At 37.9% G+C, this 17,778-nt stretch carries 15 protein-coding genes and 1 riboswitch; of the genes, 4 read left to right on the top strand and 11 right to left on the bottom strand.

The genetic code is table 11. From position 1 onward, the window contains the following. Positions 1 to 57 precede the first annotated feature (57 nt). Positions 58 to 750 carry a hypothetical protein gene (locus tag AC6HZ4_RS27000; RefSeq protein WP_497493001.1) on the top strand — a complete coding sequence of 231 codons (693 nt, stop codon included), beginning with the start codon at positions 58 to 60 and terminating at the stop codon, positions 748 to 750. A gap of 273 nt (positions 751 to 1,023) precedes the next feature. Here AC6HZ4_RS27000 and AC6HZ4_RS26995 read toward each other — a convergent pair whose 3' ends face one another. The 6 genes from AC6HZ4_RS26995 to AC6HZ4_RS26970 form a co-directional block, all read right to left on the bottom strand. Next, positions 1,024 to 2,721 carry a putative bifunctional diguanylate cyclase/phosphodiesterase gene (locus AC6HZ4_RS26995; protein ID WP_497492999.1) on the bottom strand — a complete coding sequence of 566 codons (1,698 nt, stop codon included), beginning with the start codon at positions 2,719 to 2,721 and terminating at the stop codon, positions 1,024 to 1,026. Positions 2,722 to 4,013: 1,292 nt separating this feature from the next. Next, positions 4,014 to 6,437 carry an EAL domain-containing protein gene (locus AC6HZ4_RS26990; RefSeq protein ID WP_497492998.1) on the bottom strand — a complete coding sequence of 808 codons (2,424 nt, stop codon included), beginning with the start codon at positions 6,435 to 6,437 and terminating at the stop codon, positions 4,014 to 4,016. A gap of 427 nt (positions 6,438 to 6,864) precedes the next feature. Next, the gene (locus tag AC6HZ4_RS26985; protein ID WP_497492997.1) at positions 6,865 to 7,872 is read right to left on the bottom strand and encodes a FecCD family ABC transporter permease; all 1,008 of its coding nucleotides are present in this window, start codon (positions 7,870 to 7,872) and stop codon (positions 6,865 to 6,867) included. Then, complete coding sequence (locus AC6HZ4_RS26980) at positions 7,869 to 8,879, bottom strand: FecCD family ABC transporter permease (protein WP_497492995.1); 1,011 nt, start codon at positions 8,877 to 8,879, stop codon at positions 7,869 to 7,871. The genes AC6HZ4_RS26985 and AC6HZ4_RS26980 overlap by 4 nt, the downstream gene beginning before the upstream one ends. A 73-nt stretch (positions 8,880 to 8,952) precedes the next feature. Continuing rightward, positions 8,953 to 9,876 carry an iron-hydroxamate ABC transporter substrate-binding protein gene (locus tag AC6HZ4_RS26975; protein ID WP_497492994.1) on the bottom strand — a complete coding sequence of 308 codons (924 nt, stop codon included), beginning with the start codon at positions 9,874 to 9,876 and terminating at the stop codon, positions 8,953 to 8,955. Further along, complete coding sequence (locus AC6HZ4_RS26970; protein WP_497492993.1) at positions 9,827 to 10,669, bottom strand: ABC transporter ATP-binding protein; 843 nt, start codon at positions 10,667 to 10,669, stop codon at positions 9,827 to 9,829. Before AC6HZ4_RS26970 ends, AC6HZ4_RS26975 begins: the two co-directional genes overlap by 50 nt. 198 nt (positions 10,670 to 10,867) lie before the next feature. Between AC6HZ4_RS26970 and AC6HZ4_RS26965 the strand changes: the two genes are divergently transcribed. Both AC6HZ4_RS26965 and AC6HZ4_RS26960 read left to right on the top strand, forming a co-directional pair. Continuing rightward, complete coding sequence (locus AC6HZ4_RS26965; protein WP_497492991.1) at positions 10,868 to 11,917, top strand: NAD(P)/FAD-dependent oxidoreductase; 1,050 nt, start codon at positions 10,868 to 10,870, stop codon at positions 11,915 to 11,917. 232 nt (positions 11,918 to 12,149) lie between these two features. Next, positions 12,150 to 12,249, top strand: a riboswitch (purine riboswitch). A 43-nt stretch (positions 12,250 to 12,292) separates the two neighbouring features. Beyond that, the gene (locus tag AC6HZ4_RS26960; RefSeq protein WP_497492990.1) at positions 12,293 to 13,582 is read left to right on the top strand and encodes an NCS2 family permease; all 1,290 of its coding nucleotides are present in this window, start codon (positions 12,293 to 12,295) and stop codon (positions 13,580 to 13,582) included. Between the two features lie 100 nt (positions 13,583 to 13,682). On the opposite strand, the gene AC6HZ4_RS26955 is transcribed toward AC6HZ4_RS26960, so the two are convergent. The 5 genes from AC6HZ4_RS26955 to AC6HZ4_RS26935 form a co-directional block, all read right to left on the bottom strand. Beyond that, positions 13,683 to 14,114, bottom strand: a complete 432-nt coding sequence (locus AC6HZ4_RS26955) for a YsnF/AvaK domain-containing protein (RefSeq protein WP_497492989.1) — start codon at positions 14,112 to 14,114, stop codon at positions 13,683 to 13,685. A 121-nt stretch (positions 14,115 to 14,235) separates the two neighbouring features. Beyond that, complete coding sequence (locus AC6HZ4_RS26950; RefSeq protein WP_497492987.1) at positions 14,236 to 14,673, bottom strand: YsnF/AvaK domain-containing protein; 438 nt, start codon at positions 14,671 to 14,673, stop codon at positions 14,236 to 14,238. Between the two features lie 182 nt (positions 14,674 to 14,855). After that, on the bottom strand, positions 14,856 to 15,602 hold the full coding sequence (locus AC6HZ4_RS26945) for an amino acid ABC transporter ATP-binding protein (RefSeq protein ID WP_497492986.1): 747 nt from the start codon (positions 15,600 to 15,602) through the stop codon (positions 14,856 to 14,858). 12 nt (positions 15,603 to 15,614) lie between these two features. Further along, on the bottom strand, positions 15,615 to 16,301 hold the full coding sequence (locus tag AC6HZ4_RS26940; protein ID WP_497492985.1) for an amino acid ABC transporter permease: 687 nt from the start codon (positions 16,299 to 16,301) through the stop codon (positions 15,615 to 15,617). A 12-nt stretch (positions 16,302 to 16,313) separates the two neighbouring features. Beyond that, the gene (locus AC6HZ4_RS26935; protein ID WP_497492984.1) at positions 16,314 to 17,108 is read right to left on the bottom strand and encodes an amino acid ABC transporter substrate-binding protein; all 795 of its coding nucleotides are present in this window, start codon (positions 17,106 to 17,108) and stop codon (positions 16,314 to 16,316) included. Between the two features lie 340 nt (positions 17,109 to 17,448). Between AC6HZ4_RS26935 and AC6HZ4_RS26930 the strand changes: the two genes are divergently transcribed. Further along, positions 17,449 to 17,745, top strand: a complete 297-nt coding sequence (locus tag AC6HZ4_RS26930) for a Dabb family protein (protein WP_497492983.1) — start codon at positions 17,449 to 17,451, stop codon at positions 17,743 to 17,745. Positions 17,746 to 17,778 lie beyond the last annotated feature (33 nt).

Below are 17,778 nucleotides of genomic sequence, written 5' to 3'. Positions count from 1 at the left end.
AAATGACTTTCTGACATAGAAAGACAAACATCTAAATAAGATGAGAGAAGGAAATAAATGATTTTTAAATCTTATAAGGAGGTGAACAAGATATCGCAAGCCAGAGTAGACAATGGAATCTTTGATTTGCATATCAAGGCAACCTTCCAGGCGCTTGTTCATGCAATTATCCCCAATCCTCTTTTGACTGCGGCATCAGGAGCTGTACAAGGGACAGGGGTGCTGGATTTAAAGGTTTATGAGTATATCATTTGGACATTAGAGCATTCCCTAACCAATCCAATAAAACTGCAACTAAATCTAATTAATACCTCAATGTCAAAATCAACAGTACAATTGCTAGATGCTGCAGCTATTCAATTAATCCGGTCGGGTCAGGTAAAATACCCTCTCAATATTTGGGCATTTCCTGGAGGCGGGGCATTTGCAGCCCTTTTACGAGGTGACCGATTAAGAGCAATGGACCTTTTAGAGCAGCTTAAAATCGATCTCGGAAGCTTACCTGCACCTTATCAAAATAACCCAGGACTTATTCGTAATATGATAGACGCACTAAGCCAGCTTACCATGTTCGGTTATCATTCAGAATGGGCTGCGTATGGAACAACACGTCTGTTGCCGCCTGATTATAGGAGAGTAGAGTATTTTCCGCTTGGCTGGATTCAATCTGGGTATCCAGGCCCGGCTTTTGGATATCGTGATTTTCGTGGGTTTTCAGTAGACTTTCCGCACAAGAGGGAGAAATCATAATGGGGGATCAGGATGTGATCGTAATTGGGGCGGCATGAGTGGCTGCGAATCCCTCCTTACTACCAAAAATAAATATTTTTATAAGGATCAGGCTTACCCTTTAGGATAAGCTATTTTTCTGTCAGGAATCCCCGTTTAACACATTAAGGTGAACTGTATCATAAGTAACAGTGAAATTAAAAGAAAAAGGGTAAGCGTCTACTGCTAGTAGTGTCTTACCCTTTTGAATGAGTTCTATAAACGGAATCGAGCAGGCCCCTTGTCCAATCAACATTAGAGTTCTGCAGCCGGAATTCTCAACTTGTTCACTAACACCCCAGTACTTGAAAATTGATCTTCAAATTCCTCAACAGTTAGTGGTTTACTGAAAAGATAGCCTTGCGCAATATGGCAAAGATGCCCTTGCAGAAATGCTAGTTGTTCTTTCGTTTCGACACCCTCCGCAACAACCTCAAGATTCATGTGCTGGGCCATTGTAATAACCGTTCGAACAATGGCCGCATCATTCAGGTCATTGGGAAGCTCCTTTATAAATAATCGATCAATTTTTAATTTATGAATCGGGAGTTTTTTGAGATACTGCAGTGAGCTATATCCAGTACCAAAGTCATCGATGCTAATCCTTACTCCCATATGTTTAAGCTCTTCGAGAAATTCTGTAGCCCGGCCGCTAACAAAAGGGATGTTCTCAGTAATCTCCAGCTCCAGGTATTCTGGCTCTATTCCTGTTTTTCTTATTACTGCGCGAACATCATTCAGGAAATTTGGATGCAAAAACTGATTAATAGAGATATTAACGGCAACGATAATCGGCGGAAATCCTTTATCTCTCCAATCCATCCATTGTTTGCAGGCTGTTTCTAGGACCCAAAGGCCCATTGGAATGATAAAATCAGTTTCCTCGGCAACAGGTATAAACTCCTGAGGGGACACCCATCCTCTGACAGGATGCTGCCAGCGAATGAGCGCTTCCGCCCCAACCATTTTACCAGTTTGGATATGGATCAAAGGTTGATATACTAGTCTGAATTCATTTCTATCTAATGCATATCGAAGATCCTTTTCTATATCAAGAACTGCATGGGTTTCCTGGTCCATGGATAACTCAAAGAACATGTATTGGTTTCTACGTTCTTTTTTTGCGGCATACATAGCTATATCAGCTCTCTTAATCAAAACACCTGGTTCCTCGCCATGATCAGGATACATACATATGCCGATGCTTGACGTAACGAATAACTCATGATCATTGATTTGAAATTCCTTTTTCAAGGATTCAAGGATTTCCTCTGATACAGCAGTTGCTTTTACCCGGTCGGCTTGCGGCAGTAAAACTAAAAATTCATCCCCGCCTTGCCTGCAGATGATACCAGCATCACCTACACATGCAAGAAGCCGTTTCGTTACCTCCTGCAATAAAAGGTCGCCGACAGAATGACTTAATGTATCATTTATCATTTTAAATCGATCCAGGTCTAAAAAAAGAACCGCTGCCTCTTCATCATTATCTTTGGCATGGAGCAATGCATTATTTAAGTAATCGTCATAATACCTTCGATTGGGTAAGCCTGTTAAGGAGTCGTGATAAGCTAAGTATTCTATTTTTTTTAACGATTCCTCAAGTTGCTGATTTTTTTCAAACATTTGCAGCGTTCTTTGTTGTACCTTTTGTTCCAGTTCAATGTTTAATTTCATTGACTCTTCCAACAGGTTTTGATTTTCAGCCAAGGTGAAAATTTGGCGAAAAATGATAAGCACAATGGAAATCATAGATCCAATGGTTATACTAGTAATCCCCTTCTCTTGATAAAACATAATAAGAAATAAAGTAATTACACCTATGTAGGGTGCCCATAACCGTGAAGATAAAAAATACCTTTTCCGATTTCTCCATGGAGTTGTTTCAACGCTTGCTGCACCTTGTATAATGACCGTGTGACCCTTTGAGTAAAAAGTAGAAATTCCAATCATAAATATTCCGATTGACCATAAGGGGTCAATCAGATTCCCAGTTGAGTACAACCCTTTAGAAAGAAGATATAGATACCGGGTATCAGCAATTAAAAAACTGCATATTCCAAGGAAAATGAACAAAAAAACTTTTGAAGACAGTTTGATAGCCTTAGAATTTAACATACAGAGTAAACCAAAGAGGATTACTAAATCACCAATTGGGTAGCTGACACTCACTATTTTATATAAAAGCCCTTGATTAGCTGAACCTTGAAGTATCGGACTAAGGATAAATTCCCAACTCGCGGAGGTTGCCACTACAATCACGATTAATGTATCGTAAATTATTTGAACTAATCGCAATGACTTATAGTTTTTAACTATTGGGTAACAAACTGCGGTGAAGAGAAATAAATTCATCATGTTCCAAAATAAGTAAAATATTGATAGAGATGGAGACTTTATTTTTAGAAATATTTCATAATAACTCCAGAAAATCATTGAGATGATATGGCATAAGATTGCTATAGAGAGAAATAGCCAAAATTTTCGATCACTACCCTCTCCCTCTAGGTACCTTTTAAATAACCAAAATGCTGAGAGAATTGGCGCTAAAGTTTGGAAGATATTCCCCCCTAATGTTAGCATCCATTCATTATCTCTAAATAAATATAAGTACACTATATAAGAAACGATGTGGGTAAAAGCAACATAAATAGCAATTTTTTTTGATGTTAAATTATTCATGATGACATTCCTTCTATACTATTTTTTGCACACTGTACTTGGGTGAAGTTTATTTACAGTACCTACATTTCATAAGAATGCGACTTTGTTATATGTAGAAAGACTCGAAAAAAATCAGCGGTTCATTTTGTATTATCCATAGTGCCGAAATTTATCTGGGAGTCCAAAGCATCACTAGAATGCGGAAAAGCAAGGAAAGTCTGTGTTTTATACGATATGGACATTTTTCGAAATCAAGGATATCGGGCTATTTTTCATGAAATAGTTAAGGGCTATGCCTCATAATAAGATCTCATTTATTTTGCTTTTTTATATGGTCGCCGAGTAATTACGTGCCTTTTATGCCATTTTACTATAAATGATATTTTTTGTATCCAAATATATTAAATTTTTATATGTAATAGAAATTTTCGGACCTTTTATAGGTTTCTGGCTTAATATTAATGAAGTACCTTAGATTAATTATAAAAGCAATCATTAAAAGAAAAGGGTAAGCGCCCACTGTCAGCAGCACCTACCCTTTTGAGTGATTTCTATAAACGAAACTTCTTGTCCAATTGATGTTAGAGTTCTGCAGCCGGAATTCCCGACTTGTTCACTAGCATTCCAATACTTGAAAATTGATCTTCAAATTCTTCAACAGTTAGTGGTTTGCTGAAGAGATAGCCTTGGACAATATGACAAAGGTTCTCTTGCAGAAACGTTAGTTGTTCTTTCGTTTCAACACCCTCCGCAACAACCTCAAGATTCATGTGCTGGGCCATTGCAATAACTGTTCGAACAATGGCCGCATCATTCAGGTCATTGGGGAGCTCCTTTATAAATAATCGATCAATTTTTAATTTATGAATCGGGAGTTTTTTGAGATACTGCAGTGAGCTATATCCAGTACCAAAGTCATCGATGCTAATCCTTACTCCCATATGTTTAAGCTCTTCGAGAAATTCTGTAGCCCGGCCGCTAACAAAAGGGATGTTCTCAGTAATCTCCAGCTCCAGATATTCCGGCTCTATTCCTGTTTTTCTTATTACTGCGCGAACATCATTCAGGAAATTTGGATGCAAAAATTGATTAATAGAGATATTAACGGCAACGGTAATCGGCGGAAATCCTTTATCTCTCCAATCCATCCATTGTTTGCAGGCTGTTTCTAGGACCCAAAGGCCCATTGGAATGATAAAATCAGTTTCCTCCGCAACAGGTATAAACTCCTGAGGGGACACCCATCCTCTGACAGGATGCTGCCAGCGAATGAGTGCCTCCGCCCCAACCATTTTACCAGTTTGGATATGAATCAAAGGTTGATATACTAGTCTGAATTCATTTCTATCCAATGCATATCGAAGATCCTTTTCTATATCAAGAACTGCATGGGTTTCCTTGTCCATGGATAACTCAAAGAACATGTATTGGTTTCTACGTTCTTTTTTTGCGGCATACATAGCTATATCAGCTCTCTTAATCAAAACACCTGGTTCCTCGCCATGATCAGGATACATACATATGCCGATGCTTGACGTAACGAATAACTCATGATCATTGATTTGAAATTCCTTTTTCAAGGATTCAAGGATTTTCTCTGCTACAGCAGTTGCTTTTACCCGGTCGGCTTGCGGCAATAAAACTAAAAATTCATCCCCGCCTTGCCTGCAGATAATACCAGCATCACCTACACATGCAAGAAGCCGTTTCGTTACCTCCTGCAATAAAAGGTCGCCGACAGAATGACTTAATGTATCATTTATCATTTTAAATCGATCCAGGTCTAAAAAAAGAACCGCTGCCTCTTCATCATTATCTTTGGCATGGAGCAATGCATTATTTAAGTAATCGTCATAATACCTTCGATTGGGTAAGCCTGTTAAGGAGTCATGATAAGCTAAGTATTCTATTTTTTTTAACGATTCCTCAAGTTGCTGATTTTTTTCAAACATTTGCAGCGTTCTTTGTTGTACCTTTTGTTCCAGTTCAGTGTTTAGTTTCGTTAACTCTTCCAACAGTTTCTGGTTTTCGACCAAGGTGAAAATTTGGCGAAAAATGATAAGCAAAATGGATATTATAGGTCCAATGGTTATACTAGTAATCCCCTTCTCTTGATACATAGTAGGAAGTAAAATAACCGCACCTATATAAGGTGCCCATAACCATGAAGATAAGAAATACTTTTTCTGATTTCTCCCTGAATTTTCTTCAATGTTTTCTAAACTCGCCGGAACAACTGCGTACCCCTTTGAGTAAAAGCTAGAAATTCCAATCATAAATACTCCGATTATCCATAAAAGGTCGACAGGATGACCATTTGAGTACAGGTCTTCAGAAAAAAGGTATAGAGACCAAGTATCAGCGATTAAAGAAATGCACACTCCACAGAAAATGAACAAAAACACTTTTGATGACCATTTTATAGTTTTAGCATTAAAGATACAGAGAAGACCAAAGAGAACCACCAAATCCCCAACTGGATAACTAGCAAGCGTTATTTTATATAAAAGTTCTTGATTAACTGAACCTTGAAGCACTGGATTCATGATAAATTCCCAGCTTGTGGAAATTGCCACTACAATCACGATTAATGTATCATAAACCATTTGAAATAATCGCAATGACTTATAGTTTTTAACTATTTGATAAATCAACGCAATGAAAAGAAATAAATTCATGAAATTCCAAAAAAGATCAGAAATAAATGGAATTGGAGGTTCAATTTTTAGAAATATTTCATAATAGGACCAGAAAATCTCTGCGAGGGCATAACATAAGATTGCCACAGAGAGAAATAACCAAAATTTTCGATCGCTGCTCTTTCCCTTCAAGTATCTCTTGAATAACCAAAAGGCTGAGACAATTGGTGCTGCAATTTGGAAGATGTCTCCCCCTAATGTTAGCATCCATTCATCATTTCTAAATAAATATAAGTACACTATATGGGAAAGGACATAAATAAGAGTAAAATAAATAGCAACCTTTTTTGACGTTAAATTATTCATGATGACATTCCTTCTATAACTATTTTTGCACACTACGCCCATATAGAATTTATTTATAAAACTTTCATTTTGGAAGAATACGATCCTATCATACGTATAAATATCCGGCAAGGCTTGGATCCTCCTCCCGCTTTCTATCACATCCTAATTTGTATTTTTATATCATAGCTAAGTTACTGCGTTCCCTTTATGTTATTTTACTATAAGTGATATTTTTTGTATCTAAATATATTAAAATTTTATATATAATAGCAATTTTCAGACCTTTTTACAGACTTAAGTTAATGATTATAAATATATAGATGTTTTTCTGGCTAATAAGGGCAATTAGTATAAAAAAACAATAAAACCCCTTGAGAATGAACATTTTTCAAGGAGCTTTATCTACTGCATCTAAGATGGCAAAAATACCGTACCATCTTTTTTCTTATTTTTTTAGTAATAAATACATAAAATATGGCGCGCCGATTAATGCGACAATAATACCAGTTGGAATACCATTGGGTTCAATGAGGTTCCGTCCGATTGTATCTGCAAACAGTAAGAGCCAGCCGCCAATAAGAATTGCGAGCGGAATAAATAGTTGATTTCTCGGTCCAACTAACGCTTTTGCCATATGTGGAGCCATCAATCCGATAAAGGTAATTCCTCCAGTAACAGAAACAGCGGAAGCTGCTAGGGCAACGGCTGTTAAAAGTAAAATGACGCGTTCCTTTTCAATCGATACACCAACACCAATGGCTACAGGCTCATTTAGTCCCAGAAGATTCAAACGATTGGCTTTGTATAAAGTGACTGGTATAAGGATAACTAACCATGGGAGAAGTGCCCAAATAAAAGGCCAATCAGTTCCCCAAATATTCCCTGCTAACCATTTGGCAATAAAATCTACTTTTTCGCGTTCAGAAGATGAAATTAGAACAATCATGGCTCCGGAGAGTGCCATTGAAAATCCGATTCCAACTAACACTAATTTTACTGGCTGCAGGCCCGTATTCTTGTTATACGAAAATACGTAGATTAAGCAAACTGTAAGGATTGCACCGAAAAAAGCAACAAGTGGAAGCATATAAACAAATGAACCTGCTTCGATCGGGAAAAATAAAAAGAAAGTGGCAATGGCGATACCTGCGCCAGAATTAATCCCAATAATACCAGGGTCAGCTAAATCATTACGTGTGATCCCCTGTAAAATAGCACCAGATAAGGAAAGTGCCATACCTGCTAGCAACGTAATAATTATTCGCGGCAGGCGAATAGAAAATAACACAAATTCTTCTTTAAATGTGCCATGACCGAGAAGCGTTGGAATCAGTCTATCATAGGATAAAGGAGCATCACCCAAGCCCATGCCGATAACGGTAGTAAACGTAATAAGCATAAGTAAAATACAGAGAAGAATGCGTTGTTTTTTTAGTAAAGAAGCTTGAATCATGAAAATGCTTTGCCTCCTTTACGAACAATAATCAGAAAGAAAGGTAAGCCTATCGTTGCAACAATAGCTGCTACAGGAGTTTCATAAGGTGAATTGATGGTGCGACCAAGTGTATCGGCAAAAAGCATGAAAGTGGCCCCAGAAATAGCTGACATCGGAATAATAAAACGATAATCAGTCCCAACCATTGCTCGAACTACATGCGGAACCATTAAACCGATAAAAGTCATATTTCCAACAAGTGCAACAGAAGCACCAGCTAAGAGAATTATGACAATAAATAGAACCGTCTTTATGTGAGTTATTTTTTGGCCTAAGCCAACGGCAACTTCCTCATTTAAACTAAGTATGGTAAGCTGCCTGGAGAGAAGCAGAGAAACTAATATCCCAATAATAATAAAAGGAATGATTACTTGAAGTTGGCTCCATGACGTTCCAACTAGCCCTCCTGAAGTCCACATTGAAACATTTTTGGATATTTTAAAATAAATACCAACCCCCTCCGCAACTGCGTAAAGGAAGGCAGAAACAGCTGCTCCAGCTAAGACAATTCGGAGTGGAGAAAAGCCGCCTTTTTTGATAATACCAATACCAAAAACCATCATTGTGCCAACAGTTGCTCCAATAAGACAAGCAATCATGACACCAAAATAATTTGTTGAAGGGATAAAGGCAACGATTATGGCGAGCGCAGCATTTGCACCTGCCGTTAATCCAAGAAGACCAGGATCAGCAAGTGGATTCCTTGTTAGCCCTTGCATAATGGCACCTGAAACGGCCAGTGCTGCCCCGACAAAAACTGCTGCCACTGCCCTCGGAAAGCGGATTTCACGCAGCATCAAAGTGGCATCATTTTTTACATCGGAAGTAAGAGCAAGCCACACATCCTTGGTAGTCGCATTTGCGGCGCCAAATACCATGGCAGCAATAAACATACCGGCAAAAACAAGCAGTCCGGCCGCTATTTTATAGGCAAAGGGGATGGAATGTTCATTTTCTTTTGTCATTTGTCTCTCATCTTCTCCTTCATAAAATAGGGAAGAGGAATTCTTTAAAATAAGAATCCCTCTATGGAAAATATTATTCACCTAAAAATGATTTTTTGAAGAACGCCAATTGCTTCTCTAGTGTGACTGGATCACTGAAGGAGGCGCCATTTCCCTCCATTGTAAATACATGATTATTTTTAACAGCAGGAATATTCTTGTACGTTTCTGTTTCCTGGAAAGAAGAATCAGCCTCTGCGTATTTACTTAGGATTACATAGTCTCCGGCATACTCTGGAAGTACCTCTGCCGAAATCGCATAATAGCCTGATTTCAATGCCATTTCCTTTACCTTTTCAGGCATTTTCAAGTTCATTGCCTGATATAGGATTTCAGTTCCGCGTGCCCAGTTATTTCCGAATACATAAAGATTTTTGTCATAAGCTTCGATAACGGATACAGTAGCATCTTCGCCAATTTTTGCACGGATCTCTTCCCCAGTAGCTTCCGCGCGTTTTTTGAAGTCATCAACCCAAGCTTGGGCTTCCTTCTCTTTGTTTAAAAGCTTTCCAATTTCGATATGCTGTGTTAAGTAATCTAATTTTCCCCATGTATATGTTACAGTAGGTGCAATTTCTTTTAATTTATCAATGTTTTTAATATTGGATAGTCCAATGATTAAATCTGGGTTTAATTCAATAATCTTTTCTAGGTTTTCATCAGATACTTCTGCAACATCTTTTAATTCATTCTTGAAAGTAGGGTTATTCTTAGACCAGACATCTACACCCACGACATTTACGCCTAAATCGATAACATTACCAGTGAAACCGGAGAGTAAAACGACGCGTTTTGGATTAGCTGGTACTTCAACCGGTCCAGTTTCAGATTGGTAAGTAATTGTTCCAGATTTGCTTTCCTTTGAAGTTGAGTTAGTCTTTTCTTCTGTTGCTCCATTGCTGCAAGCACTAATGATTAGCACCAATAACAGCACGAAGGGAATCAATATTTTTTTCATTTTTATTCTCCTTTAATAAATTATATGTGATACACATTGGTTTCTTTGTTCGAGGGTCGCGTCCGATTTCAGCATCGATATGGAATACTTTTTTTAGTACATCGCGAGTGATAACTTCTTCACAACCTCCAGCCTTCACGATTTCTCCATCCTTTAGGGCGATAATATAGTCAGCAAAACGAGCTGCTTGGTTTAAATCATGAAGAACCATGATAATTGTACGTTCTTGTTCTACATTCAATTTTTGTAAAAGTTCTAAAACCTCTAGTTGATGTGCCATATCTAAGTAGGTTGTCGGTTCATCAAGGAAGATAATTTCCGTTTCTTGTGCAAGTGCCATAGCAATCCAAACTCGTTGGCGCTGTCCCCCTGATAGGGCGTCTATGGAACGAAACTTAAACTCCTTTGTTCCTGTTACCTCAAGTGCCCAGTCAATTACTTCATAATCTTTTTTAGTTAGGCGTCCAAAGCCTTTTTGATAGGGAAAGCGGCCATAAGATACTAGCTCGCCAACTGTCAGTCCGCTTGTGCTTTCGGGTGTTTGTGGAAGAATGGCCATTTTTTTAGCTAGCAGCTTTGTATTTTCCTTAGCAATATCCTTTCCGTCTAATACGACTGCCCCTGATTGAGGCGAAATGATACGGGTAATAGCTTTTAATAGTGTAGATTTCCCACAGCCATTTGAACCGATAATGGTAGTGATTTTTTTATCCGGAATTTCTACACTGAGATCCTTCACAATTAAGCGTTCACCATAGCAAATATTTAAGTTATGGGTATGTAGACGAACCATTTCTTCACTCCCTTATGTTGGAAAATGGAAAATATATCTATTTGATAATGATTATCATTCGCGTATCTCTGATTTAATATAAATCTATGTTTTCTTGTTGTCAACATTTATTTATTTTTTTGTAAAAACAAAGGAAAAGGTGTATATTTAATTGATAATGATAATCAATTCTGTTTGGTTAGCGAGGAGTGAACGGCAATGAATCAGGAAGAATTATTTGATGTAACTATAATTGGAGGAGGACCAGCAGGATTATACGCAGCTTTTTATAGTGGACTTAGGGAAATGAAAACAAAGCTTATTGAATACCAACCGCAATTGGGCGGGAAAATACATGTATATCCAGAAAAAATGATTTGGGATGTTGGGGGACAAACACCAATTACAGGAGCAAAATTAATTGATCAGCTCGTAGAGCAAGGATTAACATTTAATCCGAAAGTAGTGTTAAATGAGAAAGTAGAGTCAATCAAACGTAATGAAGAAGGCATTTTTGTTCTGCAAGCTGGATCGGGACAAAAACATTTTTCTAAAACAGTAATTGTTGCTGTTGGGAGTGGAATATTAACTCCGCAAAAGTTAGAGATAGAAGGTGCAGAGAGATTTGAAGTATCTAATTTAAATTATACAGTAAAGTCTCTAAAACATTTTAAAGACAAGACAGTAATAATTTCAGGTGGAGGGAATTCTGCAATAGATTGGGCAAATGAATTAGAGCCTATTGCAAAAAAAGTTTATATAACGTATAGAAAAGATGCTCTAGCAGGTCATGAAGCACAAGTGACGCAGCTTATGAATAGCTCTGTGGTTTGTTTCTTTAATACGTCGATCACGAAATTAATTGCTTCTCCTAATCATGAAGTAATTGAACGTGTTGAACTGACAAATCATGAGACCGGAGAGGCTTCGTATTTGTCTATTGATGAAGTAATTATTAATCATGGATATGAACGTGATACGAAATTATTAGAAAATAGTGAACTACATATTGCTATGGTGGATCATTATTATATTGCAGGGGATGCCAATAGTGAATCATCGGTGCCAGGGCTATATGCAGCTGGAGATATTCTAAAGCACGAGGGAAAATTAAATTTAATAGCTGGCGCTTTTCAAGATGCAGCAAATGCTGTAAACAAAGCAAAACGATTTATCCAACCAGATGCTAACAAAAATGGAATGGTTTCTTCACATAATGAAGTTTTTAAAAAGCGTAATCAGGAAATAGTTAAACGAATGATGAAATAATTTGAATGAGGACAATCTTCATATGAGGAACATTTACTATAGGTAAAGAAGAAACTTATTATGCCCCATCTGTAAAAAGCAGGTGAGGCTTTTGTTTTGTATTCGTGTTTTTATCATTCTAAGCGAAATTAAATTGATAAACACCGAAAATATAGATAATAAAACGAACAATTGGTATTGACTTGGCTTTAATATTCGTTTAATATAATCTGCGGAGTTGTTGATAAGCAGTAAAAAATAAATAATTTTCATTCGTATATTCTCAGTGATATGGTCTGAGAGTTTCTACTAGGAACCGGAAATTCCTAACTACGAATGGGGAGATTTCGTCTACCCGTTCATAGTTAGGAATTTTTTTTATGTTAAGGAGGATATATGGAACGTTTATTTAAGTTGCGCGAGTTAGGAACAAATGTGAGAACGGAGGTACTAGCAGGCTCTACGACTTTTTTAACGATGATGTACATCATTATTGTGAATCCTGCGATCTTATCCTCTGCAGGTGTTCCGTTTAATCAAGTTTTTATTGCAACGATTGTTGCTGCGGTAATTGGAACATTGATTATGTCTTTGTTTGCGAATTATCCAATTGCGATTGCTCCTGGTATGGGGATGAATGCTTATTTCGCAAGTGTTGTTGCTACGCAAGGAGTTAGTTATCAAGTTGTTTTCGGTACAGTTTTGCTCGCGGGTATTCTGTTTCTTCTATTGACGTTTACTAAATTTCGTGAGCTGCTTATTGAATCGATTCCTGCTTCATTAAAATACGGAATTACCTCAGGGATTGGATTATTCATTGCTTTTATTGGTCTAAGGATGTCAGGAATTGTTGTGGCTAATCCTGAGACATTTGTATCTTTTGGTGACTTGCATAAGCCTGTAACTATATTGTCTATCGGTGGTTTATTTATTACATTTATTCTGATTGCTCGTAAGATCAAAGGTGCTTTATTCATTGGAATGCTGTTTACTGCTGTAATAGGTTATTTTATGGGCATGTTACAAATTAAAGGTGTTGTATCAGCACCGCCAACTATCACATTTTTTGATTTAGACATTCAGGGTGTTTTTTCAAATTCATTATATACGGTTGTATTTGCCTTTTTACTGGTGACCATTTTCGATACGACGGGAACGATGATTGGGGTAGCAGAGCAGGCTGGTCTAATGAAAAATGGAAAGCTGCCAAGAGCAAAATCTGCCCTTACCGCAGATGCTGTAGCGACAACAGTGGGTGCAATGCTCGGTACAAGCCCGTCTAGTGCATACATTGAATCATCATCAGGGGTGGCAGCTGGAGGCCGTTCTGGACTCACATCACTTGTAGTAGCAATCCTATTCTTAGTTGCTCTTTTCTTCTCGCCTTTAGTGTCAGCTATTTCATCTCTTTCAGCCATTACAGCCCCCGCCTTAATCATTGTTGGGTGTTACATGATGGAAGGACTAGCAAAAATCAATTGGAAGGATTTTGATGAGGCCTTTCCTGCCTTTGCGGTTATTTTAACGATGCCTTTAACCTCAAGTATTGCAACAGGAATTGCGATTGGGTTTATTACGTACCCTGTGATCAAGCTTGTAAGTGGTAAGGGTAAGGAAGTTCATCCTATCATTTATCTTTTCGGAGCTATTTTTGTGATTCAGATGGTCTTTTTCCCAGGACACTAGGTTAAGTTTCAAAATATAAGCAGGCTTTTTGCGTAGGCAAGAGAGCCTGCTTATTATTAGATTTTAATCAATATGGAAGAAAAGTCCTGATGAAATATGATCAAAGGTTTCTCAGATTAGAATCTGTTTTTTGTTCTGTAACTGCGGGATTTCCGATAGTCTCCATATGCATCATTTCCTTTTTTAGGATTTCCTCCACATGAACCAATTCCTCAAATGTGTTTTTATAAATCGAGACATCCTGTAACGCTACTGGATGTTTGACGATTTCAATGCGTTCTTCGCTGATAGGGATTCGGATTGTTTCTGTATGTTCAGCCTTTGGGTTTGAAGAATCTGTGCCAAGAATCCTTTTTTCAATCACCAATTCTTCACGAGCTATAGGGACCATAATGCTTTTTGTTTCTGTAACAACCTCTTTACGGACAGTTACCTTCGCGGTTTGTACCTGCTTTTTAGATATATCTAATAGTTCCTTATGAAGCTGCAGCTTTTGGATATGGTTATGATCTTCCATACCTTGTTTTGTCATATTTGTTCCTCCGGCCAGTATTGATGTTGTATATGTCAAAAAAGACACCCTGCAAATCCAATTGCCGATCCCAGAGGTGTCTTTTTATTTACTTGATTTAATTCTAAAGTAGAAAGTGGTCCTAATCCTTAATTATATGAGGGTGACCATCCGTTTCTATATAGGCTTCTTCTCTTTTTAATGTTTCTTGTATTTGTCTCGTTTCCTCTACATCACGTTTATAAGCTGAAATTTCCTCTGTTACGACAGTGTGCTTTCCTACTTGAACTTGCTCTTCGCTCACAGGGATACGAATCACTTCTTCGGAACCAATAGGTGCATCACTAGGTTCATTATCGATTGCTCTTCTTTCAATAACAACTTCTTCATGATTCAAAGAGACTTCAACAGTTTTTGGCTCCTCTACAATGCCTTTACTAAGAATGACCTCTCCTGTTTGGATACGGTTTTTAGAAATATCAAGCTCTTCTCGATGAAGCTGCAGCTTCTCATCGCTGCGTTCATTTTCCATTTCTGTGTTAATATCCCGCTCTTCAGATGAACCGAATAAATCGCTCATAATTTCCCTCCTGTTATTGCATCATTGCATGTTCAAGCATATGATGCTCTGTTGGGAGGCACTCTATTCTATCTTATAGTTAGCGCATTTATTTGGATTCTTATCCAAGTATTGGAATTAAGGAGAAGAATTAAGCATTGTTTAAATCGAAATGTAAAAAGACATGATTTGAACCATGTCTTTTATCGCGTATTCACTTTGTTTAGAAATTGTAGAGTTCTTGCATTTTTTGTGTTTGTAAAGAATTCTTCAGGAGTCCCTTTTTCAATAACAATTCCTTGGTCCATGAAAATGATTTGATCTGCGACATCGCGGGCAAATCCCATTTCATGTGTAACAACAACCATCGTCATCCCATCCGTTGCTAAATCCTTCATAACTTTTAATACTTCCCCGACAAGCTCAGGATCAAGAGCGGAGGTAGGTTCATCAAACAGCAGAACTTTGGGATCCATCGCCATTGCGCGGGCAATCCCAACACGTTGTTGTTGACCGCCCGACAACTGATGAGGGTACATATTTGCTCGATCCTTCAAACCAACCTTCTCTAACAGGCTTAAGGCCTTTTGACGCGCCTCTTCCTTTGAGCGTTTGAGCACAATCACTTGCCCCTCCATTACATTTTCTAATGTTGTTAAATGAGGAAATAGATTATAGCCTTGAAACACCATTCCAGTTTGCTGTCGGAAGGATGTAATGGTTGTATGCTTGAGCTTTTCTTTTTTGGAAAACTCGATAGATTGATTATCTATTGTAATTGTGCCTTGCTCGGGAATCTCTAATAAATTTAAGCAGCGAAGTAATGTTGTTTTTCCCGAGCCTGATGGGCCGATAATGACGGCTGTTGTCCCTTTTTCAATAGTGAGATTGATTCCTTTTAATACCTCTAGCTGATGAAAATGCTTGTGTAATCCTTGAATAGTAATCATACGTGCCCCTCCTTATTTCGCTGCACTTCGCTCAAATCGATTTTCAAGCTGCGTTTGTAAATAGGAAAGCACTGTGCTAAAAAGCAGGTAAATGAATGCTACTTCAATGTATAGCCATAAAGGTTCGTATGTAGCAGCAGCAATTTGCTGTCCTTTTTGGAACAACTCTGTGACTGTAATAGTTGCAGCTAAGGATGTGTCCTTCACAAGGCTAATAAAGGAGTTTCCTAATGGCGGAATTGACACACGCATCGCTTGTGGAAGGATAATACGCCGCATCGCTTGTGCCCTTGTCATGCCAATGGAATAAGCTGCTTCCCATTGTCCTTTTGGAATGGAAAGAATAGCTGCACGAATAATTTCTGAGCTATACGCCCCTTTATTTAAGGTAAACCCGATTACTGCCGCTGAGAATGGATCAAGTGTAATACCGATGCTTGGCAAACCATAAAACAAGATAAAAATCTGTACTAATAAAGGAGTTCCCCGAAAAATCCACACATAAAATTTTGCGATAGCTACAAGCAGCTTAAAGCTTGATAAGCGGGCAATTGCAATGAAGAAAGCTAATATAAGCCCCAACACAAAGGTGATTAATGTTAACGGAATTGTAAAATACAAACCTGCCTTTAAAATAGGGAAAAAGGAATCACTCAGGATTCCTATGATTCGTTCTGTACGTTCAGCATCTAACATCATTTACTCAAGTCCTTACTTCGATACATCTGTACCGAACCATTTTTCAGAAATCTTCAAATATGTGCCGTCTTTCTTCATATCGGCAAGAGCTTTGTTTACTTCTTCTACAAGCTCACCGCTATCCTTACGGAACAGGAATGCATTGCTTGTTACATTAGGCTCTTCATATACTTTTTTAATAGGCAGATCAGGGCGTTGCTTTTTCAAATCTAAGTAAGAAAGGCTGTCATTGATTGTTGCATCGATACGGCCGGAAGTAATTAAGTCGATTGCTTGGTTAAATCCTTCTACCACTATAGTTGTAGCTCCGTGTTCTTCCGCAATTTTGCGATAGTTACTGTCTAATGATTGCCCTACCTTTTTACCTTTTAAATCATCGAGGGTTTTAATATCGTTATTATTTTGCCCAACAATCAATACAGCTTTGGATACGATGTAGGGGTCTGACATATCATATTTTTCTAAGCGGTCTGGGCGAATAGCTACTTCATTGGCAACCATGTCATAGCGCTTTGCATCAAGACCTGCAATCATTCCATCCCATTTTGTTTCAACAAATTTGGGCTTAATATTCAAACGCTTAAATACTTCTTGTGCTACTTCAATATCAAATCCTGTTAATTTTCCAGATGCATCATGGAAGGTGAAAGGCGAATATGTGCCTTCTGTACCAATTGTAATTTCACCTTTATCCTTGATCTGCTCATACAGCGTTTTGCCTTTCGCTGTGTCTTCCTTTTGTGTGCCGCAAGCTGCTAGGAAGAGAGTCAAACATACGACAAGAAAAAAAGATACTGTTTTTTTCATGCTGTCATCTCCTTTAAGTCTATAGATTTTGTTTAAGAAAATCTTGTTTTAGAATAGTTTATTGGTGTAGATGAAGTCAATTAGAAGGGCTTGAACTTCTATGTAGGGAGCTTCCTTATTTGTGGAAGGGCTGCAATAGGGAATCCCTCAATTTCAAGATTCCTTTTTATGTAATTTCCCCATCTCTGCTCATAATTATTTAAATCTCAAAATGAGAAATAGCCGTTTGGAAATGAGAATATATAAAGGGAAACGTTATAAATTTCAACAATGGTTGTGATTCAGTTAAATGCAAGTTAGAATACATGAGATAAAGCCGATATAGAAAAGGGGATAAAAAATGATTGATCACATTGTATTCATTAAATTCGCAGAGACAACAACGAAGGAACAGCTGCAGGAGGTTGTGGACCGTTTTAAGGCATTAAGACCTCACCTTATGGGAATTGTTGATATTCAAGCAGGGATTAATTTTGCAGAGAAAAGCAAGGCGGACTACCAGGTGGTGCTTTCGGTTCGATTCGAGGATCAAGCGGCACTTGAGGCATATGCTTCAAATCCGGAGCACCAAGCTGTTGCTGCTTATATTCGGGAAGTAGGCCGAGTAGATAGTATTGTTGTGGACATCGAGGTTTAATTAAAGGGAAGCAGTAGTTTTGATAAGAGGTAT

This window comes from Ectobacillus sp. OTK (assembly GCF_059698935.1).
This window is presented reverse-complemented; position numbering and strand designations above follow the sequence as displayed.